The organism is Pseudomonas sp. ADAK21 (assembly GCF_012935735.1).
GTDB classification, from domain to species: Bacteria; Pseudomonadota; Gammaproteobacteria; order Pseudomonadales; family Pseudomonadaceae; genus Aquipseudomonas; species Aquipseudomonas proteolytica.
On sequence record NZ_CP052857.1, the window covers coordinates 642,281 to 668,745 of the forward strand.

Here is a 26,465-nt window from a genome sequence, read left to right on the forward strand (position 1 = left end):
GCGTAGTGCTTCCTCAATTAAACCAGGACGCCGGACTGGCGCAGGGCCTGTCGCAGCGGTTCGTGACAGGCTGGGCTGAGTTGGGTGAGCGGCAGACGGATACCGTCCGGCATCAGGCCCATTTCATGCAGCGCCCATTTCACGGGAATAGGGTTGGATTCGATGAACAGTGTTTTGTTGAGCGGCATCAGCTTTTCGTGAATCGCGCGGGCGGTCACGGCATCGCCGGCGATGGCAGCGGCGCACATCTGGCTCATGGCACGCGGGGCAACGTTGGCGGTTACCGAGATATTGCCCTTACCGCCCAGCAGGATCAGCTCCACAGCCGTGGCGTCGTCACCGGAGTACAGCAGGAAGTCGCTGCTCACGCCGGCCAGGATGTCCTTGGCGCGCTGCAGGTCGCCCGTGGCTTCCTTGATACCGATGATGTTCGGCACGGTCGACAGTCGGATCACGGTCGCGGCCTGCATGTCGCACGCCGTGCGCCCTGGCACGTTGTAGAGGATCTGCGGGATGTCGACGGCTTCGGCGATGGTCTTGAAGTGCTGGTACAAGCCTTCCTGGGTCGGCTTGTTGTAGTACGGCGTCACCAGCAGGCAGGCATCGGCACCGGCTTTCTTGGCGTTCTTGGTCAGCTCGATCGCTTCGCGAGTCGAGTTGGCGCCCGTACCGGCAATGACCGCGATACGCCCTGCAACGCGCTTGACCACAAACTCGATCACCTCGATGTGTTCTTCCACATCAAGCGTGGCCGATTCACCCGTGGTGCCGACGGCCACAATGGCGTTGGTGCCTTCTTGCAGGTGAAAGTCCACCAGTTTGCCCAGGCTGTCCCAGTCGAGATTACCTTGTGCATCCATGGGTGTGACCAGTGCCACCATACTGCCCGCAATCATGCAACCGCTCCTGCCGGAAAAAGAGAGCCGTAATGGTACTGGCGCCAAGATGCTTGCACAAGCGAAGTACCCTCTGAGGATGCGTTCTGGATCAACTTAGTTGCCGGCAATGCCATCATTGGGCCAAAGCACGGCCAACTGCCACTGAATATGCAATGAAAACGCCACGTCCTAGCCCTTGGCGGCGCTTTTCGCTACCCTTGATCCTTTGATCGGTACCGCACGTTCGTATCGACCGCTCATCGCTTTAGGAATGCTGCATGTCCACCCCCACAGTCCGCGAACAATTCCTTGTTATCAGTGCCCTTGGCGCCAACCCCATGGAGCTGACTAACGTCCTGTGCCGCGCCAGCCATGAAAACCGCTGCGCCGTCGTGACCTCACGCCTGACTCGCCATGGCGAATGCAGTGCGCTGGTCCTGCAGATTTCCGGAAGCTGGGACGCCCTGGCGCGCCTGGAAGCCGGCTTGCCGACCCTGGCCAAGAAGCACGACTTCACCGTCAATGTGGTGCGCAGTGCGGCCCTGGAGAACCGTCCCCAGGCGCTACCGTATGTGGCCTACGTCAGTTCGGCCTACCGTTCGGACATCGTCAATGAACTGTGCCAGTTCTTCATCGACCATAACGTCGAACTGGAAAACCTGACGTTTGATACCTATCAGGCCCCCCAGACCGGCGGCACCATGCTCAACGCCACCTTTACGGTGACCTTGCCGGCAGGCGTGCAGATCAGTTGGTTGCGTGACCAGTTCCTGGATTTCGCCGATGCGCTGAACCTGGATGCACTGATCGAACCCTGGCGCCCACAGAACCCAATGTAAGGAAGTTTTCCATGGCGGTAATCATCGACACACCGGTCGCCGATTTCCAAGCCCCGGCGACCAGCGGGCAGACGTTCAGCCTCGCGGGACTCAAGGGCAAGCAAGTGGTGATCTACTTCTACCCCAAAGACAGCACGCCAGGCTGCACCACTGAAGGCCAGGGTTTTCGTGACCAGTACGCTGCCTTCCAGGCCGCCAACACCGAGGTGTTTGGCGTGTCCCGGGACAGCGTGAAGTCCCATGAGAACTTCAAGGCCAAGCAGGCCTTCCCCTTCGAGCTGATCAGCGACAAGGACGAAGCGGTTTGCCAGCTGTTTGATGTAATCAAGCTGAAGAAACTGTATGGCAAGGAATACATGGGGGTGGATCGCAGCACCTTCCTGATCGACAAAAATGGCGTGCTGCGCCAGGAATGGCGCGGCGTGAAGGTGCCGGGGCATGTGGATGCCGTCTTGGCGGCGGCGCAGGCGCTGGACAAGGCTTGATGTTGTGGGTGGCCGTTAGATAGCTATCGCTGGCAGGCCAGTTCCTACGTTGGATCGGTGCTCGACCAGACAACTCGTGAGTGTGGGAGCCGGGCTTGCCCGCGATGGGTATAGGTATCTACACAACTTTCAGAAACTGACGAACTCTCCTGTGGCGAGCGGGCTTGTCGGAACGACGCATCGCCCGCGCTGGGCTGCGAAGCAACCCTAAACCCAGCCATCGCGGTTTATCTGAAGAAACGTGGAGGGCTTTTTGGGCTGCTTCGCAGCCCAGCGCGGGCGATGCGTCGTTCCGACAAGCCCGCTCGCCACAACTGCGCTATCTGCCTGGATTTAGGCGTTGCGGCAAAGTTGTGTAGATACCTATGCCGCGAGGGGGCCATCAGGCCTTGCGCAACCAATAACGATACACACCGTTATCGGCCTCTTCGTGCAACAGTGCATGCCCCGCCAGCTTGGCAAACGTGCGGAAGTCGCGCTGGGAACCCGCATCCGTGGCAATCACCTTGAGTACCGCACCGCTGGCCAGCCGATTGAGCTCCATCTTGGCCTTGAGCAATGGCAACGGGCAGTTCAGGCCGCTGGCATCGAGCTCGGCGTCGTGGTTTACAGCATCGGTCATGGTTTTGCTCCTGGCGGCATCAAGGGGGTGCTTAGAATATCTGGTCCCAGGCTCAGTGTCCGGCTACAGTAAGGTCTTTGTCGAAAGGCTTTGTGCATGACTTTTTTGCGCCCTACCCTGCTGACGCTAGCTTGCCTGCTTGCCTCTCCAGGCTTCGCCGACGATCTGCCGTCACTTGGCGACGCCAGTTCTGCCATTGTCTCGCCACAACAGGAACACCAACTGGGCCGGGCCTGGCTGGCATTCCTGCGCGGGCAGGTCTCGGTCCTCAATGACCCGCAACTCAAGGATTACGTCGAAACCAGCGTTTACAAGCTGGTGGAGACCAGCCAGGTCAATGACCGGCGGCTGGAGTTCATCCTGATCAATAGCCCGCAACTTAACGCGTTTGCCGCACCGGGCGGGATTGTCGGGGTCAACGGTGGCCTGTTCCTCAATGCCCAGACCGAAGGCGAATACGCCTCGGTCATGGCTCACGAACTGGCGCACTTGTCGCAACGCCACTTCGCCCGTGGCGTGGAAGCCCAGCAACGCATGCAGATCCCGATGATGGCCGCGCTGCTCGGCGGGATTATCGCGGCAGCCGCCGGCGCCGGGGATGCCGGGATCGCTGCGATTGCCGGCAGCCAGGCCGCGGCCATCCAGGAGCAACGACGCTTCTCCCGGCAAAATGAACAGGAAGCCGACCGCATCGGCATCCTCAACATGGTCAAGGCCGGCTACGATCCGCGCTCGATGCCAACCATGTTCGAGCGCTTGATGCGCCAATACCGCTTCGATGCCAAGCCACCGGAATTCCTGCTGACGCACCCGGTCACCGAATCGCGGATCGCCGACACCCGTAACCGTGCCGAGCAAGCCAAGACCGGCGGCACCGAAGACAGCCTGCGCTATCAATTGATACGCGCCCGGGTCCAGCTGTATTACGAAGACACACCTGGGCTGGCCGCCAAGCGCTTCCGCGCCCAGCTGGATGAGAACCCGAAAAGCGATGTGGCGCGCTACGGCCTCGCCATCGCCCAGATCAAGGGCACCCAACTCAATGAGGCGCGGGAAACCCTCAAGCCGCTGCTGGCCAAGGCGCCCAACGACATCACCTACAACCTGGCGCAGATCGAGCTGGATATCACCAACAATCGCATGCCCGACGCGCAGCAACGTACCGATCGCATGCTGGCCCAGTACCCCAGCAACTACCCGTTGAACCAGGTGCGCGTGGACCTGCTGCTCAAGCAGAACCGTACGGCCGACGCGGAAAAGGCCCTGGAAGGCCTGCTCAAGTCGCGTTCCGATGATCCGGATGTGTGGTATCAGGTCGCCGAGACTCGTGGCCTGTCCGGCAATATCATCGGCTTGCATCAAGCCCGCGCCGAGTACTTCGCGCTGGTGGGCGACTTCCAGCAAGCGATCCAGCAATTGGACTTTGCCAAGCGCCGCGCCGGCAGCAATTTCCCGCTGTCGTCACGCATCGATGCGCGCCAGCGTGAGTTGATCGAACAGGAGCGCATCGTCAAAGGCATGATGAGCTAAACCCGGCGCCCACAAAAAAGCCCCGCTCTCGACTATCGAGAGCGGGGCTTTTATTGACCCGCTACTAGCGCATTACTCCGCCAGTTTGAAGGTGATGAAGCTGGCGCGCCCTTGACGCAGGACCCGCATCGACACCGAGCGATTCTTCGGCAGCGCCTTGGCGATGTCGGTGAACTCCTTGGTGGAATTGATGGCCTGGTTGTTCAAGTGGGTAATCACATCACCGGGTTGCAGGCCGATCAGGGCGGCCGGGCCGTCCTGAACTTCCTTGATCACCACACCGCTCTTGAGGTCGAAGCTCTTCTTCTGTTCGTCGGTCAACTCCACCACGGCGATGCCCAGGCGGTTGCTGCTGCGCTCGGCGCCGGATTTGCCGCCCAGCGCGAGTTCCTGGCCTTCTTCCGGAATGGCTCCGACAGTCAGTTCAACATTCTGACGCTTGCCTTCGCGGATCACTTCAAGCTTGGCCTTGCCACCTGCCTTGAGTGCGCCTACCAGATGCGGCAGGTCAGCAGACATGACAATCGGCTGGCCATTCATGCTGAGAATCACATCGCCAACCTTCAAGCCGCCTTTGGCAGCCGGGCCATCATCCTGAATCTGCGCGACCAGGGCACCAGCCGGCTTGTCCAGGCCAAAGGATTCAGCCAGGTCTTTGTTCACTTCCTGGATAACCACGCCCAACCAGCCACGGCTGACCTTGCCACCGTCCTTGAGTTGGTTGGAAACGTCCAGGGCCACATCAATCGGGATAGCGAAGGAGACGCCCATGAATCCACCGGAACGGGTGTAGATCTGCGAGTTGATCCCCACCACTTCGCCCGCCAGGTTGAACAGCGGGCCACCGGAGTTGCCCGGGTTGATCGGCACGTCGGTCTGGATGAACGGTACATAGTTCTCGTTCGGCAGGCTGCGGCCGATAGCGCTGACGATGCCTTGGGTCACCGTATGGTCAAAGCCAAACGGCGAACCAATGGCCACCACCCATTGCCCGGCCTTGAGGTCCTGGGATTTACCCAGCTTCAACACCGGCAGGTCCTTGCCTTCGATCTTCAGCAAGGCGACGTCGGAACGTGGATCGGTGCCGACCAGCTTGGCCTTGAGCTCACTGCGGTCAGCCAGGCGTACGAGAATTTCGTCGGCGTCGGCGATCACATGATTGTTGGTCAGGATGTAGCCGTCAGGCGAAATGATAAAGCCCGAGCCCAGGGATTGCGCTTCGCGCTGACCACCGCCACCACGGGGCGAGCGCGGCTGGGGCATGCCACGCTCGAAGAACTCCCGCAGCATGGGCGGCAGGCCTTCAAGGTCGGGCATCTGCTGGTTCGAGACTTTACGATCCGGCAGCTTCTGGGTGGTACTGATGTTCACCACGGCAGGCGAAGCCTGCTCCACCAGTTGGGTGAAGTCAGGCAACTCCGCCGCTTGCGCGGAAACGGCCTGACCCAGCACCAGCACCGTGGCGACTATGGATAGGTAAGATTTCAAACGTGGTATCGACATACAGCTCCCGTTACGACGAGCAGGGTTGGGCGACAGGGTTCAATAAACGCCGAAGACTACTACTAGCGACGTCAACATTGCGTGAACAACACAAGGCCAGGGCCGAGGAGTTCTGACCTATAAAAAACATAAGGAGATTTTGCAAGTGAAAATACTCTCCAGAAGTTTCATGTTCTCGGCAGAAGAACAAGGCAACCTTCGCCCGTCTCCTGCAGCACTGTGAACGATCTGGATGAGCATAGGATTAACGGTTCAAGGCTTTTCGGGCGCCGGGCCACTGCGAACAGACAGGATTATCCGTTCGGCGGTCCCCATCGGAATCTCCCCGACAACCGTGGCAACGATGTCGCCCTCAGGCGTACTCATGCGACGGGATACCGCAACCGTAGGACCAAGCTGAACGCGACTTTCGGTAGCAGCCTCGCCCGTCACAGGCTCAAGGAACAATGAAAAACGCGCGAGCCCATCGTCATACATCAAACTGTTTACAACCACCTGGGTCTTGGGATCCTTGCGCGCGTCACTGCGGGTCAACTCGAACCCTGGCGGCAACCATTGCGGATGCCAAGCCTGGGCCTGGCCCGTCGGCGCTGACGCCTTATTGCTCGACGGGGTCAACGGCTTGCAGTCGCTGCCTGGCTGCAAATCACGCGCATCGGGGGTTGTTGTCTTCAGTTGGGTGAACTGGAATCGCTCCAGCAATTGCCCCTTATCGTTAATCAGCAACGACTTGAGAGGCAGCGCGGTTTCACGATCCAGGTGCAACTCAAATCCGTAGCGGTACTGGTCACGCGGGGTCAGCGACACGATCACCGCTTTACGGCCGGCCACTAGCGACTTTCCGCTGACGACAATCTCGTAGAAAGGGTTGAGTTTTTGTGGGTCGAATTCGTGGGTGGAAGCGCCCGGGGAGTTATCGACGCCGGCCACCAGACTGCCGGAAACGCATTGGATGCGCCCATCGATACGCACAAGCTCCTGAGCCGATCCATCGAGCTGCAACAAGCGCTCATGAACCTGCCCGTTCTGGACGCGATGCCAGATCTCATGGGTAGAAAAACTACCGTTACGCTCGTAGATAAACGTGCCTTGGTAGCTTTGCTGCCCTGCCCGCCCAAGACGTTTCAGCCAATCCTGGCCTTCGTCGGCTTGGGCAGGAACTGCAAACCAGCCACTGAGCAAAAGCGCAAGGAGCGGTATGGCACGCATAAAGCTCCTTAGCGGTTTAGCGGTTTAGCGGTTTTCCAGGTTTGCAGCGCGAGCGTAAGGCAAGGCGCTCTCGGTGCCTTTTACCGCCGACTCCTGAGCGTGTTGACGCAGGTAGCCTGGCAGACGCTGGTCCTGCCAGCCGGATTGCCCTTGCAGCACGCCATTGGCCATCGGGCCTGGTGCTTCAGAGCTTTCCTTGTAACCGGCCAGTACAGCTGGACCCTTGACCTGCGGACCGGCCATGACCGGTTGCTGGGTTTGCTGGGCCAGTTCGGCACCGGCGATCTCGTCCTGGTTGTACAGGCGCACACCAGCCAGTACGGCCACAGTAACCGAGGCAGCAACTGCCAAGCGACCCAGGCTACGCCACGGACCACGTGCAGCTTTTGCCGGAACGGCTTCATCGGCCAGCGCAGCAGAAACGGCCGCAGCAATATCCAGACGAGGGACTAGTAGATCCTTGTGCATCACCGCCCGAGCGACTTGGTAACGAGACCAGGTATCACGGGTTTCGGCGTCATCAAATGCATTGAGCACTCGACGAAGTTCCAGTTCATCCGCTTCGTTATCCATCACTGCGGACAGCGATTCCTGCAGGGCATCACGACTCATGGCGGTTCCTCTCTTGGCTGTCGCCGCTGTCTTTAGTTTTCCTGCAACAACGGTTGCAGGGCTTTATCGATGGCTTCCCGAGCCCGGAAAATCCGGGAGCGTACGGTCCCCACCGGACATTGCATGACGCTCGCAATGTCCTCGTAACTCAGACCATCGAATTCACGTAAAGTTAACGCCGTACGCAAATCTTCTGGCAGTTGTTGAATAGTGCGATGGACAGTGCCTTCGATCTCGTCGCGCAGCAATGCACGCTCCGGCGACTCGAGATCCTTGAGGCCGTGATCACCATCGTAAAATTCAGCATCTTCCGAACTCACATCACTATCTGGCGGGCGGCGACCGCGAGAAACCAGATAGTTCTTCGCCGTGTTAATGGCGATGCGGTAAAGCCACGTGTAAAACGCACTGTCACCGCGGAAATTACCGAGTGCACGGTAAGCCTTGATAAAGGCTTCCTGTGCAACGTCCTGCGCTTCATGGGTGTCGTGCACAAACCGCACGATCAACCCGAGAATTTTGTGCTGGTATTTCAGCACTAGCAGATCAAATGCTCGCTTGTCGCCGCGTTGAACGCGCTCAACAAGCTGCTGATCCTCTTCCTGGGTTAGCATGAACACTCCTCGTTGTACTTGAAGGAGGCTTGCATAACTAAACGATCAGGCTTGCAAACATAGACTAGGACTTTTCGCAAAAGTTCTCCCCCTTCAAGCAAGTTTCCGGTGGGCTCTGTTTTGGCACACACGAAAAACGCAGCGCGGGCATAGCCGGCTGCGCGAATAATCTTGTCGCCGGTTTTCTGACGCTCCCATGCTCCAGGCCAATCAGTAAAACCAACGTTTTCCCAGCTTTCGGGCATCCTGTAATGGAGTCGGGAGGGATACAAAAGTTCCCATCTCCCTACCGGACCGCCTCATCAAAGCCGTGCAGTTCGTTCACCGTAGTCTCACAATGCCACGAATGCCCGGCTATTGTGCCGATAGCCCCCTCTATATACTAGTGGGCCGTGTGACCCTTTGATTCGCCGATCCAGGCGTCCTGTTTGCGCCACCCCTTCGGATCGCTTTTTGCGGAATCCCATAAATGAGCCAACAGTTTCAACACGATGTCCTGGTGATTGGTAGCGGCGCCGCAGGCTTGAGCCTTGCACTGACCCTGCCGAGCCATCTGCGCGTAGCTGTATTGAGCAAGGGCGACCTGGCCAACGGTTCGACGTTCTGGGCCCAGGGCGGAGTTGCTGCGGTGCTGGATGACACCGACACGGTGCAATCCCACGTTGAAGACACCCTCAACGCCGGCGGCGGCCTGTGTAACGAACAAGCGGTGCGTTTCACCGTCGAGCACAGCCGCGAAGCCATCCAGTGGCTGATCGACCAGGGCGTGCCGTTTACCCGTGATGAACATGCGGGCAGTGATGACGGTGGTTTCGAGTTCCACCTGACCCGTGAAGGCGGCCACAGCCACCGACGCATCATCCATGCCGCCGATGCCACCGGCGCCGCGATCTTCAAGACCCTGCTGGCCCAGGCCCGGCAACGGCCGAATATCGAACTGCTGGAGCAACGGGTCGCCGTCGACCTGATCACCGAAAAACGCCTGGGCCTGGCCGGCGAGCGCTGCCTGGGGGCCTATGTCCTCAACCGCGCCAGCGGTGAAGTCGATACCTACGGCGCGCGTTTCACCATCCTGGCATCAGGTGGCGCCGCCAAAGTCTACCTCTACACCAGCAACCCCGACGGCGCCTGCGGGGATGGCATCGCCATGGCCTGGCGGTCGGGTTGCCGGGTGGCGAACCTGGAGTTCAACCAGTTTCACCCCACCTGCCTGTATCACCCCCAGGCCAAGAGTTTCCTGATCACCGAAGCCCTGCGGGGCGAAGGCGCCCACCTCAAGCTACCCAACGGCGAGCGCTTCATGCAGCGCTTCGACCCGCGTGCCGAACTGGCACCAAGGGATATCGTGGCCCGCGCCATCGACCACGAGATGAAGCGCCTGGGCATCGATTGCGTCTACCTGGACATCAGCCACAAGCCAGCCGACTTTATCAAGACTCACTTCCCGACGGTCTACGAACGCTGCCTGGCCTTCAATATCGATATCACCAAAGGGCCGATCCCGGTGGTCCCGGCGGCGCACTACACCTGTGGCGGGGTGATGGTCGACCAGCAAGGCCGCACCGACGTCCCTGGCCTGTATGCGATTGGCGAAACCAGTTTCACCGGCCTGCACGGCGCCAACCGCATGGCCAGCAACTCGCTGCTCGAATGCTTCGTCTATGCCCGCTCCGCAGCCGCCGACATCCTCGAACAACTGCCGCGCATCCCGGTCCCGGCCGCCCTGCCCCGCTGGGACGCCAGCCAGGTCACCGACTCGGACGAGGACGTGATCATCGCCCACAACTGGGACGAGCTGCGGCGCTTCATGTGGGACTACGTGGGGATCGTGCGCACCAACAAGCGCTTGGCGCGGGCGCAGCATCGTGTGCGGTTGTTGCTGGATGAGATCGACGAGTTCTACAGCAACTACAAGGTCAGCCGTGACCTGATCGAGTTGCGCAACCTGGCCCAGGTCGCCGAGCTGATGATCCGCTCGGCCATGGAGCGCAAGGAAAGCCGAGGCCTGCATTACACGCTCGACTACCCGCAGATGCTGCCAGAGGCCCTCGACACTATCCTGGTGCCAACCACCTACGGCGACTGAACTTCAAGCGTACCCGCAGGCGCCGATGGACATCGGCGGCCTGCGAAGCATGGGGTACGCACACCGAGCGCACCCGCCACTCCCCCGGCAACCGGTAGCGCAGCACCACGATCAGCGGCAACGCCAGGCTGTCAGGGCACAACTGTACGGCGTGCCAACCTCGCGCCGCGCTCCACAATTGCCAGCCGTCGGCATTGCGGCGCAGGCCACGAACCGACGAACGGTGGGTCAAGCGAATATGACGCGGCAGGGTCCACAAGGCATGGGCCAGGCACGCCAGTACACCCAGTACGGTAATCCAGAGAGGTACGGCCAGCAGGTACAGCGCACCGAGTGCCAGCACCTGGGCAAGGAGATACGCCGCCAGCAACCGCCCGCAGGCCTGCCAGCGGCATTCAAAGCTATTACTTGGGCTGGACACGATCCAGGATCATCCGGACCATGCGTTGCAGCTCCGGATCTTCCGATTCGGCACGTTCCATGAACCAGCCGAACATATCCTGATCTTCGCAGGTCAGCAGCCTGACGTAGAGGTCGCGATCCACCTTATCGAGAGTCGCGTAAACCTCTTTGGTGAAAGGCACCAGCAACACATCCAACTCCAGCATGCCGCGACGGCTGTGCCAGTACAGGCGATTGATTTCTACATCTTCGACCATGGAGCGCTCCTCAAATAGGGCGCAAGTATACAGGCCCACGCCCCTTGGAACAGTCGGCTTTGGTCGGGCTTATGAAACTACCCATTTACCGGGCGCCCCTCTATGATGCACCCATGACTTTCCAACTGCGATGACCCATGGCTGACTCTGCTTTCTTCTGCCCCCTGTCCCACGAAGGCGTCCTGGCCGTTCGCGGCGCTGACGCGGCCAAGTTCCTCCAGGGACAACTGACCTGCAACCTCAACTACCTCAACGACACCCACGCCAGCCTCGGCGCGCGCTGCACCCAAAAGGGCCGTATGCAGTCGAGCTTCCGTATCGTGCTGCAAGGTGACGGCGTGTTGCTGGCCATGGCCAGCGAACTGCTGGAGCCACAACTGGCGGACCTGAAAAAATACGCCGTGTTTTCCAAGTCCAAGCTCACGGACGAAAGCGCCGCCTGGGTCCGCTTCGGCCTGGCCGACGCTGACCAGGCAATCGCCAGCCTGGGCCTGGATTTGCCAGCCGAGACCGACAGCGTGGCGCGCCATGAAGAGCTGCTGGCCATTCGCGTCTCCCCCGGCCGCGCCGAACTCTGGGCGCCCGCCGCGCAAGCCGAGCCGCTGCGCAACCAACTGGCCGCAACACTTGCCGAAGGCGATCTCAATGCCTGGCTGCTGGGGCAGGTGCGCGCTGGCATCGGCCAGGTCATGGCCCAGACCCGCGAGCTGTTCATCCCGCAGATGCTCAACCTTCAGGCGGTTGGTGGCGTAAGTTTCAAGAAAGGCTGCTACACCGGCCAGGAAATCGTCGCCCGCATGCAATACCTGGGCAAACTCAAGCGGCGCCTGTACCGCCTGAGCCTGGATGGCGACGCATTGCCCGAACCAGGTACCCCACTGTTTGCCCCCAGCCATAACAGTGCCATCGGCGAGGTGGTGATTGCCGCCCGGGCCGACGAAGGGATTGAACTTCTGGCGGTGCTGCAAGCCGAAGCAGCCGACAGTGGCGATGTGCATTTAGGTACGCTGGAAGGCCCGGGTCTCAAGTTGCTCGACCTGCCCTACCCACTGGACCGTGATCGCGAGATCCAGCGTTAATCGCCACACCCTTTTGCAGCACCCTAGAGAGCATGAATGAACAAACTGGCGGAAAAAGTCCAACAGGCGTTGGTGATGGCCATCGATAACGATGACCTGGTTCTGCCCACGTTACCGGAAGTGGCCCTGAAAATTCGTCAGGCCGCCGAAGACCCCGAAGTCAGCATCAGTCATTTAAGCAAAGTCATCAGCCGCGATACCGCCCTCACGGCGCGGCTGATCAAGGTGGTCAATAGCCCGCTGTTGCGTGCCTCCCAGGAAGTCACCGACCTGCACACCGCCATCACGCGCCTGGGCACCAACTACAGCAGCAACCTGGCGATCGGCCTGGTGATGGAGCAAATCTTCCATGCCCGCTCAGAAGCCGTCGAACAGAAGATGCGTGAAGTCTGGCGCCGCAGCCTGGAAGTGGCGGGCGTCTGCTACGCCTTGTGCCGCAACCACAGCCAGCTCAAGCCGGACCAGGCGGCGCTCGGCGGGCTGGTGCACCAGATCGGCGTACTGCCGATCCTGACCTACGCCGAAGATCACTACGAACTGCTCTCCGACCCGGTCAGCCTCAACCATGTGATCGATAGCATCCACCCGCTGCTGGGGGACAAACTGCTGCGGGGCTGGGACTTCCCGGAAATGCTGGTGAATGTACCCGCGCACTACCAGGACCTTGAGCGCGACTCGGCCAGCTTGGACTATGTCGACCTGGTGCAAGTGGCCGTGTTGTATTGCCACAAGAACACCAACCACCCGTTGGCCCACACTGCGTTGTCGAACTTGCCGGCATTCAAGAAGCTGCGCATCGACCCGCTCAATGAAGTGGTGCGCACCGAGCTGGATGAAGCACGCTCAATGTTCTACTGACCCCTGTAGGAGCGGGCTTGCCCGCGATGTTCGCCAACGATGACGCTGGGCGCCTGGCACTCTGCGGCGGTCTGTCGCCCGCTATCGCAGGCAAGCCAGCTCCCACAGGTAAGCAGCTCGGCCCTCGCTGTCAGCCCGCGATAAAACTTACCCGCACCTTGAGCCCTTTCAGCTCGCCATCATGCAGGCTGATCTGGGCCAGGTGCGCGCGGCAGATTTCCCCGACAATCGCCAACCCCAGGCCTGACCCCGCGCCCTGCTGGTTGCGCCGATAGAAGCGCTCGAACACCCGGTCGCGCTCATCCAGCGGAATGCCCGGGCCATCATCTTCCACTTCCAGCACCGCCGGCGCCGTGACCCGCAGGATCACGTTGCCACCTGATGGTGTGTGCGCCAGGGCGTTATCCACCAGGTTGCTCAACAGTTCGTTCAGCAAGGTCGGCTCGCCGCGCAACCACACCGGCTGATCCGCCTCCAATGCCAATGCCACGCCGCGAGCATGGGCCAGGGGCGCCATGGCCATGCCCAATTCACGGGCCAGTTGACTGAGGTCGAGCAACTGCGCCCCCCCTTCAGCAATCGCCCGCGCACCGTTTTCGATGCGTGCCAGGGACAACAACTGATTGGCCAGGTGGGTCAAGCGATCCGTACCTTGCGCCGCCGTCTCTAGGGTGCTGCGCCAGATCGCCGGCTCCTCGGCGCGCAGGCCCAATTCCAGCCGGGCCTTGAGCGCGGCCAATGGGGTGCGCAACTCGTGGGAAGCGTCGGCAATAAACTGGGCCTGGCGCTCGAACTGCCCGCGCAGGCGTTCGGTAAAGTGGTTCAAGGCCCGCACCAGTGGCCCCAGTTCGTGCTGCACTTCAACCAGCGGCAGCGGCCGCAGATCATCCGGCTGGCGTTCTTCCACCGCCGTGCGCAATCGCTCCAGCGGGCGCAGCGCCGCACTTACCGCAAACCACACCAGCAGCAAGGCGCCAATGGCCAGCATCCCCAGGCGCAGCAAGGTATCGGCCATCAGGCTGCGGGCCATGCTGACGCGGGCTTCGTCGGTTTCTGCCACGCGGATTTCGGCCATGCCATTCATGTTCGGTTCCGACACCGCCTTGAGCAGGCTCACCACCCGCACATTCTGCCCCTGGTACTTGGCGTTATAGAAACGCGCCAAGGCCGGATAATCGTCGGTGCGCGGCGTACCCGGCGGCGGGCCTGGCAGGTGTTCGTAGCCAGAAATCAGCTTCTGGTGAATATCATTGACCTGATAATAAATCCGCCCGGCGCTGTCATAGGCGAATGTGTCCAGTGCCACGTAGGGCACATCGGCGCTGAGGGTGCCGTCGCGCTGGGACAGGCCGGCGGCGATGGTCCGCGCCGAGGCCAGCAACGTGCGGTCGTAGGCGGTGTCTGCCGCTTCGCGACCGTTCCAGTAGGCGCTCAAGCCGCTGGCCAGCATCAACACCACCAACAGCAATGCCAGGTTCCACAGCAGGCGCCATCGCAGGCTGCTGTGCTTACGCATCACGGGCTTCCAGCAAGTATCCAAGACCACGGAAAGTGACGATGGCGACCGGCTGCCCATCGAGTTTCTTGCGCAAGCGGTGCACATAGATTTCGATGGCATCGGGGCTGGCTTCCTCATCCAGGCCAAACACCTGGGACGCCAGTTGCTCCTTGCTCATGACCCGACCAGGGCGGGCGATCAGCGCTTCGAGCACCGCCTGCTCACGGGAGGTCAACGTCAGCAGCTCACCACCGAGGGTGAAACGCCGGGTTTCCACGTCATACACCAGCACGCCACAGGTCTGCTGCCGCTCGCCACCCAGCACGCTGCGACGCAGCAGCGCCTTGACCCTGGCTTCCAGTTCAGTCAGTTCAAAGGGTTTGGCCAGATAGTCATCGGCGCCCAGGTTAAGGCCGTGTACCCGGTCCTTTACATCGCTGCGGGCAGTCAGCATCAACACCGGAAGATTTTTGCCACGGGCCCGCAGGCGCGCCAGCACCTCGAAACCATCCATGCGCGGCAAGCCCACATCGAGAATCGCTACGGCGTATTCCTCGCTGCTCAAGGCCAGGTCCGCCGCCACGCCATCGTGCAACACATCCACCGTCAACCCCGTGCTCTTGAGCGCCTGGGCCACACTTTCGGCCAGTTGCAGATGGTCTTCGACGAGCAGGACACGCATGGGTTTGTACCTCGTTGAGGGGTGGCCGGTGCCACCCTTTGTTTACCAACTCGCGGCGCAGTTTACAGCCGCGGCCTGTGCTGTGAAGCCCGAAAACATTGAAAGGACGCTGAAAGGTTAGTGAAAGGTTCGCCCATTAGCATCCGGAAACGGACGGTTACACCTTCCGAGCTATTTCACCCATAGCGCCCGAAAAACGCCTCGAAGCGTTTTCGCCTCATAAGAACAATAACGGAGTGCATCACGATGCTGTCGACACAGCCCCAGGCTTGCCCGCCTGTTCGTTTTTCCCGCCTGACCCAGACCGCCCTCGCCAGTGCCGCTGCCCTTGCCGGCTTTTCGCCGCTTAGCCAGGCTGCCTTCTTTGAAGACAGTAGCGCGACCCTGGAAACCCGCAACATGTACTTCAACCGCGACTTTCGCGACGGTACCAGCGCCCAGCAGTCCAAGCGCGACGAGTGGGCCCAGGGCTTCATGCTCAACCTGCAATCAGGCTACACCGACGGCACTGTCGGTTTTGGCGTGGATGCGCTGGGCATGCTCGGGGTCAAGCTCGACTCCAGCCCCGACCGCACCGGCAGCGGCCTGCTGCCCACCCACGATGATGGCCGCGCCGCTGACGAGTACTCCAAGCTGGGCCTGACCGGCAAAGTGAAAATCTCCGCCACTGAGCTTAAGGTCGGTTCGCTGATCCCCGAGTTGCCAATCCTCAAGGCCAACGACGGGCGCATCCTGCCGCAGACCTTCAACGGTGGCCTGCTGACCTCCAAGGAGTTCAAGAACCTGACGTTCACTGGCGGGCGCCTGGACAAGGCCAAGGACCGCGACGACACCAACTACGAGGACATTGCCCTCAACAACAAGAACGGCCGCTTCCTCAGCGGAGCCACCGGCAAGCACTTCAACTTCGGTGGCGTGGACTACAAGTTTGCCGAGAAGATCACCGGCAGCTACCACTTCGCCCAACTGGACGACGTGTACCGCCAACACTTCCTCGGCGTGGTCGCCTCAACGCCCATGGGCCCGGGCACCTTCGGTACCGACCTGCGCCTGGCCATCAGCGATGACACCGGCAGCGCGCGCGGCGGCAGCATTGACAACAAATCCCTCAACGGCATTTTCAGCTACGCCCTCAACGGCCATAAACTGAGCGCCGGCTACCAGCACATGTCCGGCGATAGCGCATTCCCGTATGTGGATGGCAGCGACCCGTACCTGGTCAACTTTGTGCAGATCAACGACTTTGCCGGCGCCGAAGAACGCTCCTGGCAGGCCCGTTACGACTACGATTTTGCCAAGCTGGGGATCCCCGGCCTGAGCTTCATGAGCCGCTACTTGTCCGGTGACAATATCAAGCTCAAGAACGGCGACACCGGCAAAGAGTGGGAACGCAACACCGAAATCAAATACGTGGTGCAAAGCGGCGCGCTCAAGGACGTGGCCGTACGCCTGCGTAACGCCACCTACCGCTCCAACTACTCGGCCCGGGACGCAGACGAAGTGCGCGTGCTGGTCAGTTACAGCGTCGCACTGTGGTAACCCTGAAAGTCATCCCCCAATAACAACAATGACGGAGTTCCCCATGTCCTCATCCCTGCGTAAATTTGCCCTGGCCGCCGGCTGCATGTTGTTCGCCGGCCAACTGCTGGCCGCCGATGAACCCAAGCGCCCGGAGTGCATCGCACCGGCCTCCCCCGGCGGCGGTTTTGACCTGACGTGCAAACTGGTGCAAAGCGCACTGGTCAACGAGAAGCTGCTGAGCAAGCCGATGCGCGTGACCTACATGCCTGGCGGCGTGGGTGCGGTGGCCTATAACGCCGTCGTGGCCCAGCGCCCCGCCGATGCTGGCACGCTGGTAGCCTGGTCCAGTGGTTCACTGCTGAACCTGGCCCAGGGCAAATTCGGGCGGTTCGATGAAAGCGCAGTGAAATGGCTGGCTGCGGTTGGCACCAGCTATGGCGCGATTGCGGTGAAAGCCGATTCGCCCTACAAGAGCCTCGATGACCTGGTACAGGCGCTGAAGAAAGATCCGAGCAAAGTAGTGATTGGTTCCGGCGGCACCGTCGGCAGCCAGGACTGGATGCAGACCGCCCTGATCGCCAAGGCTGCCGGAATCAACCCCCGCGACCTGCGTTATGTGGCCCTCGAAGGCGGCGGTGAAATCGCCACGGCCCTGCTCGGCGGGCATATCCAGGTGGGCAGTACCGACATCTCCGACTCCATGCCCCACATCCTCAGCGGCGATATGCGCCTGCTCGCGGTGTTCTCCGAAGAGCGCCTGGACGAGCCGGAAATGAAGAATATTCCGACCGCCAAAGAGCAAGGCTACGACATCGTCTGGCCGGTGGTACGCGGTTTCTACCTCGGGCCAAAAGTCAGCGATGCCGACTACGCCTGGTGGAAAGATGCATTCGACAAACTGCTGGCCTCCGAAGAGTTCGCCAAGCTGCGTGACCAGCGCGAGCTGTTCCCCTTCGCCATGACCGGCCAGGAGCTGGACACCTACGTGAAGAAACAGGTGGCTGACTACAAAGTGCTGGCCAAAGAGTTCGGCCTGATCCAGTAATCGCCCCTGTCATGTAATGCCCCTGTAGGAGCGAGCTTGCTCGCGAAAAACGTCAACGAAAACGCGGTTCAACTGGTTTGACGCGGCGCTTTCACGTTCTTCGCGAGCAAGCTCGCGCCTACAAAGGTGGCCTTGGAGTTTCCTATGCTCTTACAACGCATTTTCGCCGCAGTGCTGCTGCTGGCCTGCGCCGGCCTGGCGCTGATGGCCTGGCCGTACCAGGCATCCTTTTCCTACGAACCCGTGGGGCCGCGGGCCTACCCGCTGCTGATGCTCGGGCTGATGAGCCTGGCACTGATCTACATGCTGTTTCGCCCGCAGCCGACCAAGCACACCGAAGAAGAGCCCGCCCTCGACCGTCAGACCCTGTTCAAGATCGGTATCTGCGTCGCGCTGCTGATCGTGTTCGCCGGCACCTTCGAACCCTTGGGTTTTATCCTCAGCAGCATGCTGATCGGCATCCCCATGGCGCGCCTGTATGGCGGCCGCTGGATGCCCAGCGTGGTAATCGTCAGCCTGATGGCCATTGGTCTTTATCTGCTCTTTGATAAAGCCATGGACGTGCCGCTGCCCCTCGGTCTGCTCGACGTTCTGGAGAACTGATATGGATACTTTTGGCTATTTGGGCCAGGGCTTCGGCGTCGCACTGAGCCCCTACAACCTGGTGACCGCGCTGTGCGGCACCCTGATCGGCACCGTGGTCGGCCTGCTGCCGGGCCTGGGCCCGATCAATGGCGTGGCACTGTTGATCCCCATCGCCTTTGCCCTGGGCCTGCCGCCAGAATCGGCCTTGATCCTGCTGGCAGCCGTGTACCTGGGTTGCGAATACGGCGGGCGTATCAGCTCGATCCTGCTGAACATCCCAGGCGAAGCTTCCACCGTGATGACCACCCTGGACGGCTACCCAATGGCCCGCAAAGGCCTGGCCGGCGTGGCCCTGTCGTTGTCGGCATGGAGTTCGTTTATCGGCGCGTTTATCGCCACCTGCGGCATGGTGCTGTTTGCCCCGCTGCTGGCCAAATGGGCGATCGCCTTTGGGCCGGCGGAATACTTCGTGCTGATGGTATTTGCCATCGTCTGCCTCGGTGGCATGGCCGGTGACAAACCGCTGAAGACCTTTGTGGCGGCGCTGATCGGCCTGTTCCTGTCGGCGGTGGGTATTGACGCCAACAGCGGCGTTTACCGCTTTACCGGCGACAATATTCACCTGACCGACGGCATCCAGTTTGTGGTGCTGGTACTGGGCCTGTTCTCCATCAGCGAGATCCTGCTGCTGCTGGAAAAAACCCATCGTGGGCAGGAGGCGGTAAAAGCCACTGGGCGGATGATGTTCAACCTGAAGGAAGCTTCTGCGGTATTTGTAGTTAACATCCGCTGTGGCCTGCTGGGCTTCATCATGGGCGTACTGCCCGGGGCGGGTGCCACCCTGGCGTCAGCCGTGGCCTACATGACCGAGAAACGCCTGGCCGGTGCCAGTGGTAAATTCGGGCAAGGCGACATGCGTGGCCTGGCCGCGCCAGAAACCGCCATCGGCGCCTCCGCCTGCGGTGCGCTGGTACCGATGTTGACCCTCGGCGTACCGGGCTCGGGTACCACTGCGGTGATGATCGGCGCGTTGTCGCTGTACAACATCACCCCCGGCCCGCTGTTGTTCCAACAGCAGCCGGATATTGTCTGGGGCCTGATCGCTTCGTTGTTTATCGCCAACATCATGCTGGTGATCCTCAACATCCCGATGATCCGCATCTTCACCCGCATCCTCGCCGTGCCGAACTGGGCACTGGTGCCGGTGATCGCCATCATCACCGCGATTGGTGTGTACGCGGTCCACGCCACCACCTTCGACCTGTTCCTGATGGTGGGTATCGGTATCTTCGGCTACATCCTGCGCAAGCTGGACTTCCCGCTGTCACCAGTGTTGCTGGGCTTTATCCTCGGCGGCCTGATGGAGCAGAACCTGCGCCGGGCGCTGTCGATCTCCAACGGCGATTTGCAGATTCTCTGGTCGAGCCCGATCACCTTTGGCGTCTGGGTACTGACGGCATTGATGCTGGCCTTCCCGCTGATCCGCATCTACCGCAAACGGGCCCTGCAGCGTCGCGCCGTGGCCGATGTCTGAAGTCACCTTTAAACAATGGTGGGCAACACCGCTGGTCGGTCTGGCCGGCGGTTACCTGGCCAGCCTGGTCGGCTGGCCTTTGCCGTATATGGTCGGTTCGTTGCTGGCGATCATCCTGGTGCGCTGCCTCACGCCCTGGCAGTTGGGCGAGATTCCCGGCGGGCGCAAATGTGGGCAATGGGTGGTGGGCATCGGTATCGGCCTGCACTTCACCCCGATGGTGATCGAGCAGGTGATGAGCCACTTTGGCCTGATCTTCTTCGGCGCGCTGGTCACCAGCCTGTCGAGCATTGTCGGTGTGTGGTTGATGCGCCGCAGCGGTGAAGACCGTGCCACGGCGTTTTTCTCGAGTATGCCGGGCGGCTCCGGCGAGATGGTCAACCTCGGTGCGCGTAACGGCGCGGTGCTCAGCCGCGTGGCAGCAGGCCAGAGTCTGCGGGTGTTGTTGGTGGTGCTGTGCGTACCGGCGATCTTCAAATATTTGCTCGGCGGCGGCGCACCACAATTTCACCCGGCACCCGTGGACTGGGCCTGGCTGGCCGTGCTGTTTCCCATCGGCGCCCTGGTCGCCTGGGGCTGGCAGCGTCTGCACCAGCCCAACCCGTGGTTGTTCGGGCCGTTGCTGGTCAGCGCCATTGCCAGCATCACCTGGGATCTGCACATTGGCCTGCCCGATGGCGGCAGTCAGGTCGGCCAATGGTTGATCGGCAGCGGCCTGGGTTGCCACTTCAACCGGCAGTTCTTTCGTCGGGCGCCCGCCTTCATGGGCCGCACCTTGATCGGCACAGTGCTGACCATGTTGATCGCCACCCTGGCGGCGGTAGGTTTGAGTGCGCTGACGCAGTTGGATCTGCGCTCGCTGACGCTGGGCATGATGCCCGGTGGGATTGCCGAAATGAGTTTGACGGCGGAGACCTTACAACTGTCGGTGCCGTTGGTGACGGCGATGCAGGTGATGCGGTTGTTGTTTGTGCTGTTCCTCGCGGAACCATTATTCCGCCACTGGAATCGCCAGCCGGACACCGTCTAAAACCTGGCATAACCCTAATGTGGGAACGGGCTTGCTCGCTCCCACACACTTGCGCCTCACATCCTTTGGTGTTGGGCCTTAGATGGGCGGCAACCGCCACTCGATCGGCGTCTCGCCATTCTGCTCAAGAAACTTGTTCGTCCGGCTGAAATGCCCGCAGCCCAAAAACCCGCGATACGCCGACAATGGCGACGGATGCACCGAAGTCAGCACCAAATGCTTGGTGGCATCAATCAGCTTCTGCTTGCCCTGGGCATGCGCCCCCCACAGCAGGAATACCAGGTGCGGCTGATGCTCGCTGACCACTTCAATCACCCGGTCAGTGAAGAACTGCCAGCCCTTGCCCGCATGGGCGTTGGCTGTCGCACGCTCCACGGTCATGGTGGTGTTGAGCAGCAACACGCCCTGGTCGGCCCAGCTTTGCAGGCAACCATGGTTGGGAATGTCGATATTGAGGTCGCGCTTGAGCTCTTTATAGATGTTGAGCAGCGACGGCGGCGTCGGCACGCCCGGCTGCACCGAGAAGCACAGGCCATGGGCCTGGCCCGGGCCGTGGTAGGGGTCCTGGCCGAGGATCACCACCTTGACCTTGTCCAGCGGCGTGGAGTTGAGCGCATTGAAAATCAACGGGCCCGGCGGGTAGATCTCTTTGCCTGCCGCATGCTCCTGGCGCAGGAACTCGCGCAACTCGTTCATGTACGGCTGCTCGAACTCCTCGCGCAGGGCGTGTTTCCAGCTCGGTTCGAGTTTGATACGGTCGTCGGAAGTCATCAGAAACACATCATGTAAAAAGAGTGGGCGAACCCTAGGAAAGCCCACCCCACTTGTCAATTGATCTGACGCATAACCGGCACATTCCCACGAAGGGATCATACTCAACGTTCAATTTACCGATTGAGGTCATGATGAATCTGCACTTCGAAGAGCTCACTGGCACCGATGGGGCCCGTATCGGCATCGCCAGCCTGGACGCGGAAAAATCCCTCAATGCCCTCTCCCTCCCGATGATCCTGGCCCTGGGCGAACGCCTGGACCAGTGGGCCAGGGATCCGCAAATCGTCTGCGTGCTGCTGCGCGGCAATGGGGCCAAGGCGTTCTGCGCCGGCGGTGAAGTGCGCAGCCTGGCCCAGGCCTGTCGTGAGCAGCCGGGTGAAGTGCCGGCGTTGGCTGCACAGTTTTTTGCTGCGGAATATCGTCTCGACTATCGCTTGCATACCTACCCCAAGCCACTGATCTGCTGGGGCCATGGCTATGTGCTGGGCGGCGGCATGGGCTTGCTGCAAAGCGCAGCCATCCGCGTGGTCACACCGAGCAGCCGCCTGGCCATGCCGGAAATCAGCATCGGCCTGTACCCGGACGTGGGCGCCAGTTGGTTCCTCTCACGCCTGCCGGGCAAGCTCGGTCTGTTTCTCGGTCTCACTGGGGCCCATATGAATGGTCGCGACGCCCTGGACCTGGGCCTGGCCGACCGTTTCCTGCTGGATGAACAACAGGACGAGATGCTCGAAGGCCTGCTGCAGTTGAATTGGCAGGAGCAGACGGCGATGCAACTCAACAGCCTGTTCAAGGCCCTGGCCCAGGAAGCCGTCAGCCAGCAGCCCGCGCCGCAGTGGTTGCCACGACGCCAGCAAATCGACGAATGGCTGGATGTGGGCGACGTGTGCGGCGCCTGGCGCGCGTTGAGCCAGTTGCGCGAGCATGCCGACCCGCTGTTCAGCCGGGCCGGCAAGACATTGAGCGAGGGCTGCCCACTGACCGCCCATCTGGTGTGGGAGCAGATCCGACGGGCGCGCCACCTGTCCCTGTCAGAGGTTTTCCAGATGGAGTACACCTTGAGCCTCAATTGCTGTCGGCACCCGGAGTTCAGTGAAGGGGTACGGGCACGTCTGATCGACAAGGATCAGCAGCCCCATTGGCATTGGCCGGATATAAAGCGCGTTCCCGAGGCGGTGGTCGAGGCGCACTTTCACAAGGCCTGGGAAGGACGCCATCCGCTGGCGGACCTGTCTGACTTATGACAGAGCGGCGTCAGGCAATTGGCTAGTTTTGGGGGTTATCGAGGGTGAACGAACAGTTGTCGGGCTGGCTGTCCGTACATATGTAGATTTGCTGGTCAAACGGCCCACGGGCCGGCACCCAGTGGGTGGAATCACTCAGTGACATACTGGGGCGTGGCTCGGGCGCCTGGAACCTGAGGTTGACCCACTGGTTGTTGGCCGCCTTGTAGGTGCAGTATTCCAGATGCCCTCGCCTGCGCTCCCCGGCCTCGGTCGGCGTAAAAACGGCGCCGACAAACGTGTCCACAAAGCCCGGAAACTCAACCTTGGGGCTTTTCCAGACGCCGTTGTCACTTTGCAAATAACCACCCGTGCGCTTGATCGACGAGGGATAGGGGCAGCCGAACTCTGCGCTGGCATCAGCGATCGGAAAAACGCCTAGTAAACATAGAATGACTACCCGGCTGATCATGTGTCATCCCAGTGCGCTGCTGAGGTATTGCCACTTAGTTAAGTCCGAGAAGGGCGCGCAAGATAGCTGTGAAATATGACAGTGGAGACAAACGGTCGCCCACAAAAAACGGCGCATTGCGCGCCGTTTAAGGAATAGATGATTACCGGTGCCCGCCGCGGCCCCGGCCATGATCGCCGCCACGGCCGTCTCCTCGCCCATGACCACTGTAGCCTCGGTGATCGCCCCAACCCTGGCTCGGGTAGGGCCGGTAGCCCGCTCTTGGCCCCGCTGGGTAGTAACGGGGTGCCGGCTGGTAATAACGAGGCGCGGAATAGTAGCGCGGGGGCGGTGCGTAATACCCACGCCGATACTGGTAAGACGGCCCGCCGCCGTAGTAATAGACCGGCGCCGGCGCGGTGTAGACTTCGGATCGGTAGTAGCTGGAGCCTCCATCGTAATAGGGCACACAGGCAGAAAGGGTCAAGCCGAGCACAGCGGTGAGGAGCAATCGACGATACATGGCGGCCTCCTGGACCGCGGAAGAGCCCACACCAGCGACGCTGGAGGGCGACACACAGCCTTCGCTGAATGACGAAATATCTGACATCAAAAACGGAATCTGGTGCGACCTGGACATAGATTGAAACATCTGTGGCGCAATAAACCGCCCAGGGCTGTATCGTGCCAGGTATACCGGGTTTCACCGCAATCTCGACTGAATCACGCCTGAACCGACCGATGACCACTCCCACACTTTGCCCGGCCTGCGGCGCCCGCAACGACTGCACCCTGGCCGACCCACGCACCGCTGACCGCGCCTGCTGGTGCTACAGCGTCACCATCGACCCCAAGGTGCTCGAAGCCCTACCGATGGCGCTTCGCAACAAGGCTTGCCTGTGCCCGCGCTGTGCCCAGGTCGATGCCCAATTGCGCGGGGTCGAGCCCCAGTAATGCGTATCGACCGATTTCTCAGCAACCTGCCGCGCTTCAATCGCCAGCAGGTGCGCCTGCTGCTGGCGGAGCGGCGGATCCAGGTGGATGGACAGCCGGTAAACGATCCACGGCATGACGTTCGCGAGTTCAGCCGGGTGGAATGTGATGGCCAACTCCTGCAAGCCGGCAAACCCGCACGGTACTTCATGCTGCACAAGCCGCCTGGCTGCGTGAGTGCCACCGTCGACCCGCAACACGCCACCGTCCTCGACCTGCTGGATGAACCCGACAAGGGCGACCTGCATATCGCCGGCCGCCTGGACTTCAACACCACTGGCCTGCTGCTGCTCACCAATGACGGCCAATGGTCGCGACGCCTGACCCAGCCCCAGACCAAGCTGCCCAAGGTCTACTACGTCGAGACCGAACAGGAGATTGGCCCGGACTATGCGGCAACGTTCAGCGCCGGCCTGTACTTCGCCTTCGAGGACCTGACCACCCAACCGGCCGATCTGCAGGTGCTGGGCCCCAAAAGTGCGCGCCTGAGCATCATTGAAGGGCGTTATCACCAGGTCAAGCGCATGTTCGGGCACTTCAACAACAAGGTCACGCGCCTGCATCGCGAGTGCATGGGGCCGCTGGCGCTGGATGAACAGCTCGCCCCCGGCCAGTATCGGCCGCTGACCGAGGCTGAAATCCGCCAGATATGACCGTTGGACCGGTGATCGCCAAAATCCCAGGGGGAAACTGGCGACCTGGCCCGCCTCCTGCTTGAATCAAATCGCCAGCCGCAATCTGACTGGCTAGTCACAGCCTCTTCCAAGAAACACATTGCCTGCCCGCACTCCCTTGATTGCCGGCGTTGCAGGCAAGCTGCCCGCCATAACAACACCCGTCGGCCAGTTTCATCGGACCGACATGGGCCTCCCTTCCAGGCGTATGCCTACCTGTCACAAAGCTCGTGCAGAGTGATCTGCGCGCACCACCCGCTTGCCAGGAGTCTTACGACATGAGGCCAGAAATCGCTGTGCTGGATATACAGGGTCAGTATCGGGTTTACACGGAGTTCTATCGCGCGGAGGCTGCTCAAAAGACCATCATCCTGGTCAACGGCTCCATGGCCACCACCGCGTCTTTTGCCCAGACCGTGAAAAGCCTGTATCCGCAGTTCAACGTGGTTTTGTACGATCAGCCCTACGCCGGTCGCTCCAAAGCCCACAACCGTCATGAGCAAATGCTGACGAAGGACAGTGAAGGGCAGATCCTCCTGGAACTCATCGAGCACTTCGCCGCCGAACATGTGCTGTCCTTCTCCTGGGGCGGTGTCGCCACCCTCGTCGCCCTTGCCCAGCGGCCTCGGCGAGTGGAAAAGGCCGTCATCAGCTCGTTCTCTCCGGTGATCAACGCGCCGATGCGCGACTACCTGGAGCGCGGCGTCGACTACCTCGGCCGCCTCGACCGCCACAGCGTCGGGCACCTGGTCAACAGCACCATCGGCAAACACCTGCCGCCGCTGTTCAAGCGCTTCAACTATCGGCACGTCAGCACCCTGGCCGAGCACGAGTATGGGCAGATGCACTTCCACATCAGCCAGGTCCTCAACAGCGACCGCCAGTGCTACCTCAAGGCTGCGGGGCAGATCGACATTCCGGTGTTGTTCTTGAATGGCGAATGGGACGAATACACCAGCGCCGAGGATGCCCGACTGTTTGGCCAACATGTGGCCAACAGCAGCTTTGGCACCATCCAGGCCACCGGGCACTTCCTGGACATGGAGCACAAGGCCGCGTGCAACGACAGCCGGAAGGCATTGATGGGCTTTTTGAAACCGCAACAGTCGGTGAGTCGACTGCGGTATCACCAGGGGCAGGCTGTGCATGCACTGGCGATTTAAAGGCTGGACCCTGGGCGGGTATGACGCTGTGTCGCTGCCCAGGGTTGGCTGAAAGTTTGGACGGACGCTCGCAACTTGCACATTTTTCAAAGAAAAACTTCAAATCGCCGCGCACATCTGGTACAAAGTCAGCCGCTTTGAGCGGGTATAGTTTAGTGGCAAAACGAAAGCTTCCCAAGCTTTAGTTGAGGGTTCGATTCCCTCTACCCGCTCCACATCATTGTGTTCCCACGCCAAATTATTTTTAGCGGGGAATGATAAAAAAACCGGCTCATGGAGCCGGTTTTTTTACGCCCGGATTTTACCCATCAATCCCCG

General features: G+C 60.8%; 28 protein-coding genes and 1 tRNA gene. 16 read left to right on the top strand and 13 right to left on the bottom strand.

The annotated features are described in order from the left end of the window. Positions 1–17 precede the first annotated feature (17 nt). Positions 18–896: a 4-hydroxy-tetrahydrodipicolinate synthase gene (dapA, locus tag HKK57_RS02970; RefSeq protein WP_070995812.1), complete on the bottom strand. Its 879-nt coding sequence runs from the start codon at positions 894–896 to the stop codon at positions 18–20. 260 nt (positions 897–1,156) lie between these two features. On the opposite strand from dapA, the gene HKK57_RS02975 reads away from it, so the two are divergent. Further along, positions 1,157–1,717 (top strand): glycine cleavage system protein R, encoded by a 561-nt coding sequence (locus tag HKK57_RS02975; protein ID WP_029299075.1) that lies wholly within the window; start codon positions 1,157–1,159, stop codon positions 1,715–1,717. Positions 1,718–1,728: 11 nt separating this feature from the next. Beyond that, a complete protein-coding gene (locus HKK57_RS02980; RefSeq protein WP_169389768.1) occupies positions 1,729–2,202 on the top strand; it encodes a peroxiredoxin in 474 nt (157 codons plus the stop codon). Positions 2,203–2,584: 382 nt separating this feature from the next. Here HKK57_RS02980 and HKK57_RS02985 read toward each other — a convergent pair whose 3' ends face one another. After that, a complete protein-coding gene (locus tag HKK57_RS02985) occupies positions 2,585–2,824 on the bottom strand; it encodes a sulfurtransferase TusA family protein (RefSeq protein WP_029299077.1) in 240 nt (79 codons plus the stop codon). A 96-nt stretch (positions 2,825–2,920) separates the two neighbouring features. Here HKK57_RS02985 and HKK57_RS02990 point away from each other — a divergent pair, with 96 nt between their 5' ends. After that, a complete protein-coding gene (locus HKK57_RS02990) occupies positions 2,921–4,354 on the top strand; it encodes a M48 family metalloprotease (protein ID WP_029299078.1) in 1,434 nt (477 codons plus the stop codon). A 72-nt stretch (positions 4,355–4,426) separates the two neighbouring features. Here HKK57_RS02990 and HKK57_RS02995 read toward each other — a convergent pair whose 3' ends face one another. The 4 genes from HKK57_RS02995 to rpoE form a co-directional block, all read right to left on the bottom strand. After that, positions 4,427–5,857, bottom strand: a complete 1,431-nt coding sequence (locus HKK57_RS02995; RefSeq protein WP_092234285.1) for a DegQ family serine endoprotease — start codon at positions 5,855–5,857, stop codon at positions 4,427–4,429. A 252-nt stretch (positions 5,858–6,109) separates the two neighbouring features. Next, positions 6,110–7,066, bottom strand: a complete 957-nt coding sequence (locus tag HKK57_RS03000) for a MucB/RseB C-terminal domain-containing protein (RefSeq protein WP_154906417.1) — start codon at positions 7,064–7,066, stop codon at positions 6,110–6,112. Positions 7,067–7,090: 24 nt separating this feature from the next. Continuing rightward, positions 7,091–7,678, bottom strand: coding sequence for a sigma-E factor negative regulatory protein (locus tag HKK57_RS03005; RefSeq protein ID WP_029299081.1), 588 nt, complete (start codon positions 7,676–7,678; stop codon positions 7,091–7,093). Positions 7,679–7,710: 32 nt separating this feature from the next. After that, positions 7,711–8,292, bottom strand: a complete 582-nt coding sequence (gene rpoE / locus HKK57_RS03010; RefSeq protein WP_003172477.1) for an RNA polymerase sigma factor RpoE — start codon at positions 8,290–8,292, stop codon at positions 7,711–7,713. A gap of 469 nt (positions 8,293–8,761) precedes the next feature. Between rpoE and nadB the strand changes: the two genes are divergently transcribed. Next, the gene (gene nadB, locus HKK57_RS03015; protein WP_029299082.1) at positions 8,762–10,378 is read left to right on the top strand and encodes an L-aspartate oxidase; all 1,617 of its coding nucleotides are present in this window, start codon (positions 8,762–8,764) and stop codon (positions 10,376–10,378) included. On the opposite strand, the gene HKK57_RS03020 is transcribed toward nadB, so the two are convergent. Both HKK57_RS03020 and HKK57_RS03025 read right to left on the bottom strand, forming a co-directional pair. Continuing rightward, positions 10,347–10,799: a hypothetical protein gene (locus HKK57_RS03020; RefSeq protein WP_070995809.1), complete on the bottom strand. Its 453-nt coding sequence runs from the start codon at positions 10,797–10,799 to the stop codon at positions 10,347–10,349. The genes nadB and HKK57_RS03020 overlap by 32 nt on opposite strands. Continuing rightward, complete coding sequence (locus HKK57_RS03025; protein ID WP_017736358.1) at positions 10,783–11,037, bottom strand: FAD assembly factor SdhE; 255 nt, start codon at positions 11,035–11,037, stop codon at positions 10,783–10,785. The genes HKK57_RS03020 and HKK57_RS03025 overlap by 17 nt, the downstream gene beginning before the upstream one ends. A gap of 137 nt (positions 11,038–11,174) precedes the next feature. On the opposite strand from HKK57_RS03025, the gene ygfZ reads away from it, so the two are divergent. Next, the gene (gene ygfZ, locus HKK57_RS03030; protein ID WP_029299084.1) at positions 11,175–12,116 is read left to right on the top strand and encodes a CAF17-like 4Fe-4S cluster assembly/insertion protein YgfZ; all 942 of its coding nucleotides are present in this window, start codon (positions 11,175–11,177) and stop codon (positions 12,114–12,116) included. A gap of 36 nt (positions 12,117–12,152) precedes the next feature. Beyond that, complete coding sequence (locus HKK57_RS03035; RefSeq protein ID WP_029299085.1) at positions 12,153–12,974, top strand: HDOD domain-containing protein; 822 nt, start codon at positions 12,153–12,155, stop codon at positions 12,972–12,974. Between the two features lie 130 nt (positions 12,975–13,104). Here the strand turns inward: HKK57_RS03035 and HKK57_RS03040 are convergent, their stop codons facing one another. Beyond that, positions 13,105–14,490, bottom strand: coding sequence for a sensor histidine kinase (locus HKK57_RS03040; protein WP_065943869.1), 1,386 nt, complete (start codon positions 14,488–14,490; stop codon positions 13,105–13,107). Continuing rightward, the gene (locus HKK57_RS03045; RefSeq protein ID WP_029299087.1) at positions 14,483–15,154 is read right to left on the bottom strand and encodes a response regulator; all 672 of its coding nucleotides are present in this window, start codon (positions 15,152–15,154) and stop codon (positions 14,483–14,485) included. The genes HKK57_RS03040 and HKK57_RS03045 overlap by 8 nt, the downstream gene beginning before the upstream one ends. Positions 15,155–15,400: 246 nt before the next feature. On the opposite strand from HKK57_RS03045, the gene HKK57_RS03050 reads away from it, so the two are divergent. The 5 genes from HKK57_RS03050 to HKK57_RS03070 all read left to right on the top strand — a co-directional run bounded on the left by HKK57_RS03050 (position 15,401) and on the right by HKK57_RS03070 (position 20,869). Continuing rightward, complete coding sequence (locus HKK57_RS03050; protein WP_169389769.1) at positions 15,401–16,693, top strand: OprD family porin; 1,293 nt, start codon at positions 15,401–15,403, stop codon at positions 16,691–16,693. Between the two features lie 43 nt (positions 16,694–16,736). Further along, on the top strand, positions 16,737–17,720 hold the full coding sequence (locus HKK57_RS03055) for a Bug family tripartite tricarboxylate transporter substrate binding protein (RefSeq protein WP_029299089.1): 984 nt from the start codon (positions 16,737–16,739) through the stop codon (positions 17,718–17,720). A 144-nt stretch (positions 17,721–17,864) separates the two neighbouring features. After that, the gene (locus HKK57_RS03060; protein ID WP_029299090.1) at positions 17,865–18,323 is read left to right on the top strand and encodes a tripartite tricarboxylate transporter TctB family protein; all 459 of its coding nucleotides are present in this window, start codon (positions 17,865–17,867) and stop codon (positions 18,321–18,323) included. Position 18,324: 1 nt separating this feature from the next. Further along, positions 18,325–19,839: a tripartite tricarboxylate transporter permease gene (locus HKK57_RS03065; protein ID WP_029299091.1), complete on the top strand. Its 1,515-nt coding sequence runs from the start codon at positions 18,325–18,327 to the stop codon at positions 19,837–19,839. Next, entirely contained in the window at positions 19,832–20,869 is a 1,038-nt protein-coding gene (locus HKK57_RS03070) for an AbrB family transcriptional regulator (RefSeq protein WP_029299092.1), read from the top strand. The genes HKK57_RS03065 and HKK57_RS03070 overlap by 8 nt, the downstream gene beginning before the upstream one ends. 78 nt (positions 20,870–20,947) lie before the next feature. Here the strand turns inward: HKK57_RS03070 and ung are convergent, their stop codons facing one another. Continuing rightward, a complete protein-coding gene (ung, locus tag HKK57_RS03075) occupies positions 20,948–21,643 on the bottom strand; it encodes a uracil-DNA glycosylase (RefSeq protein WP_166647838.1) in 696 nt (231 codons plus the stop codon). A 131-nt stretch (positions 21,644–21,774) separates the two neighbouring features. On the opposite strand from ung, the gene HKK57_RS03080 reads away from it, so the two are divergent. Continuing rightward, positions 21,775–22,887 carry an enoyl-CoA hydratase/isomerase family protein gene (locus HKK57_RS03080; RefSeq protein WP_029299094.1) on the top strand — a complete coding sequence of 371 codons (1,113 nt, stop codon included), beginning with the start codon at positions 21,775–21,777 and terminating at the stop codon, positions 22,885–22,887. Between the two features lie 22 nt (positions 22,888–22,909). On the opposite strand, the gene HKK57_RS03085 is transcribed toward HKK57_RS03080, so the two are convergent. Continuing rightward, positions 22,910–23,338 carry a DUF3757 domain-containing protein gene (locus tag HKK57_RS03085; protein ID WP_029299095.1) on the bottom strand — a complete coding sequence of 143 codons (429 nt, stop codon included), beginning with the start codon at positions 23,336–23,338 and terminating at the stop codon, positions 22,910–22,912. Positions 23,339–23,480: 142 nt separating this feature from the next. Beyond that, complete coding sequence (locus tag HKK57_RS03090; protein WP_029299096.1) at positions 23,481–23,840, bottom strand: hypothetical protein; 360 nt, start codon at positions 23,838–23,840, stop codon at positions 23,481–23,483. A gap of 218 nt (positions 23,841–24,058) precedes the next feature. On the opposite strand from HKK57_RS03090, the gene HKK57_RS03095 reads away from it, so the two are divergent. The 4 genes from HKK57_RS03095 (at position 24,059) to HKK57_RS03110 (ending at position 26,362) form a co-directional block, all read left to right on the top strand. Next, positions 24,059–24,271 carry a cysteine-rich CWC family protein gene (locus HKK57_RS03095; protein WP_169389770.1) on the top strand — a complete coding sequence of 71 codons (213 nt, stop codon included), beginning with the start codon at positions 24,059–24,061 and terminating at the stop codon, positions 24,269–24,271. Beyond that, positions 24,271–24,963 (top strand): pseudouridine synthase, encoded by a 693-nt coding sequence (locus HKK57_RS03100; RefSeq protein WP_133714153.1) that lies wholly within the window; start codon positions 24,271–24,273, stop codon positions 24,961–24,963. Before HKK57_RS03095 ends, HKK57_RS03100 begins: the two co-directional genes overlap by 1 nt. A gap of 299 nt (positions 24,964–25,262) precedes the next feature. Further along, positions 25,263–26,147 carry an alpha/beta fold hydrolase gene (locus HKK57_RS03105; RefSeq protein WP_169389771.1) on the top strand — a complete coding sequence of 295 codons (885 nt, stop codon included), beginning with the start codon at positions 25,263–25,265 and terminating at the stop codon, positions 26,145–26,147. A gap of 141 nt (positions 26,148–26,288) precedes the next feature. After that, positions 26,289–26,362: transfer RNA gene (locus tag HKK57_RS03110), tRNA-Gly, on the top strand. Positions 26,363–26,465: the final 103 nt, after the last annotated feature.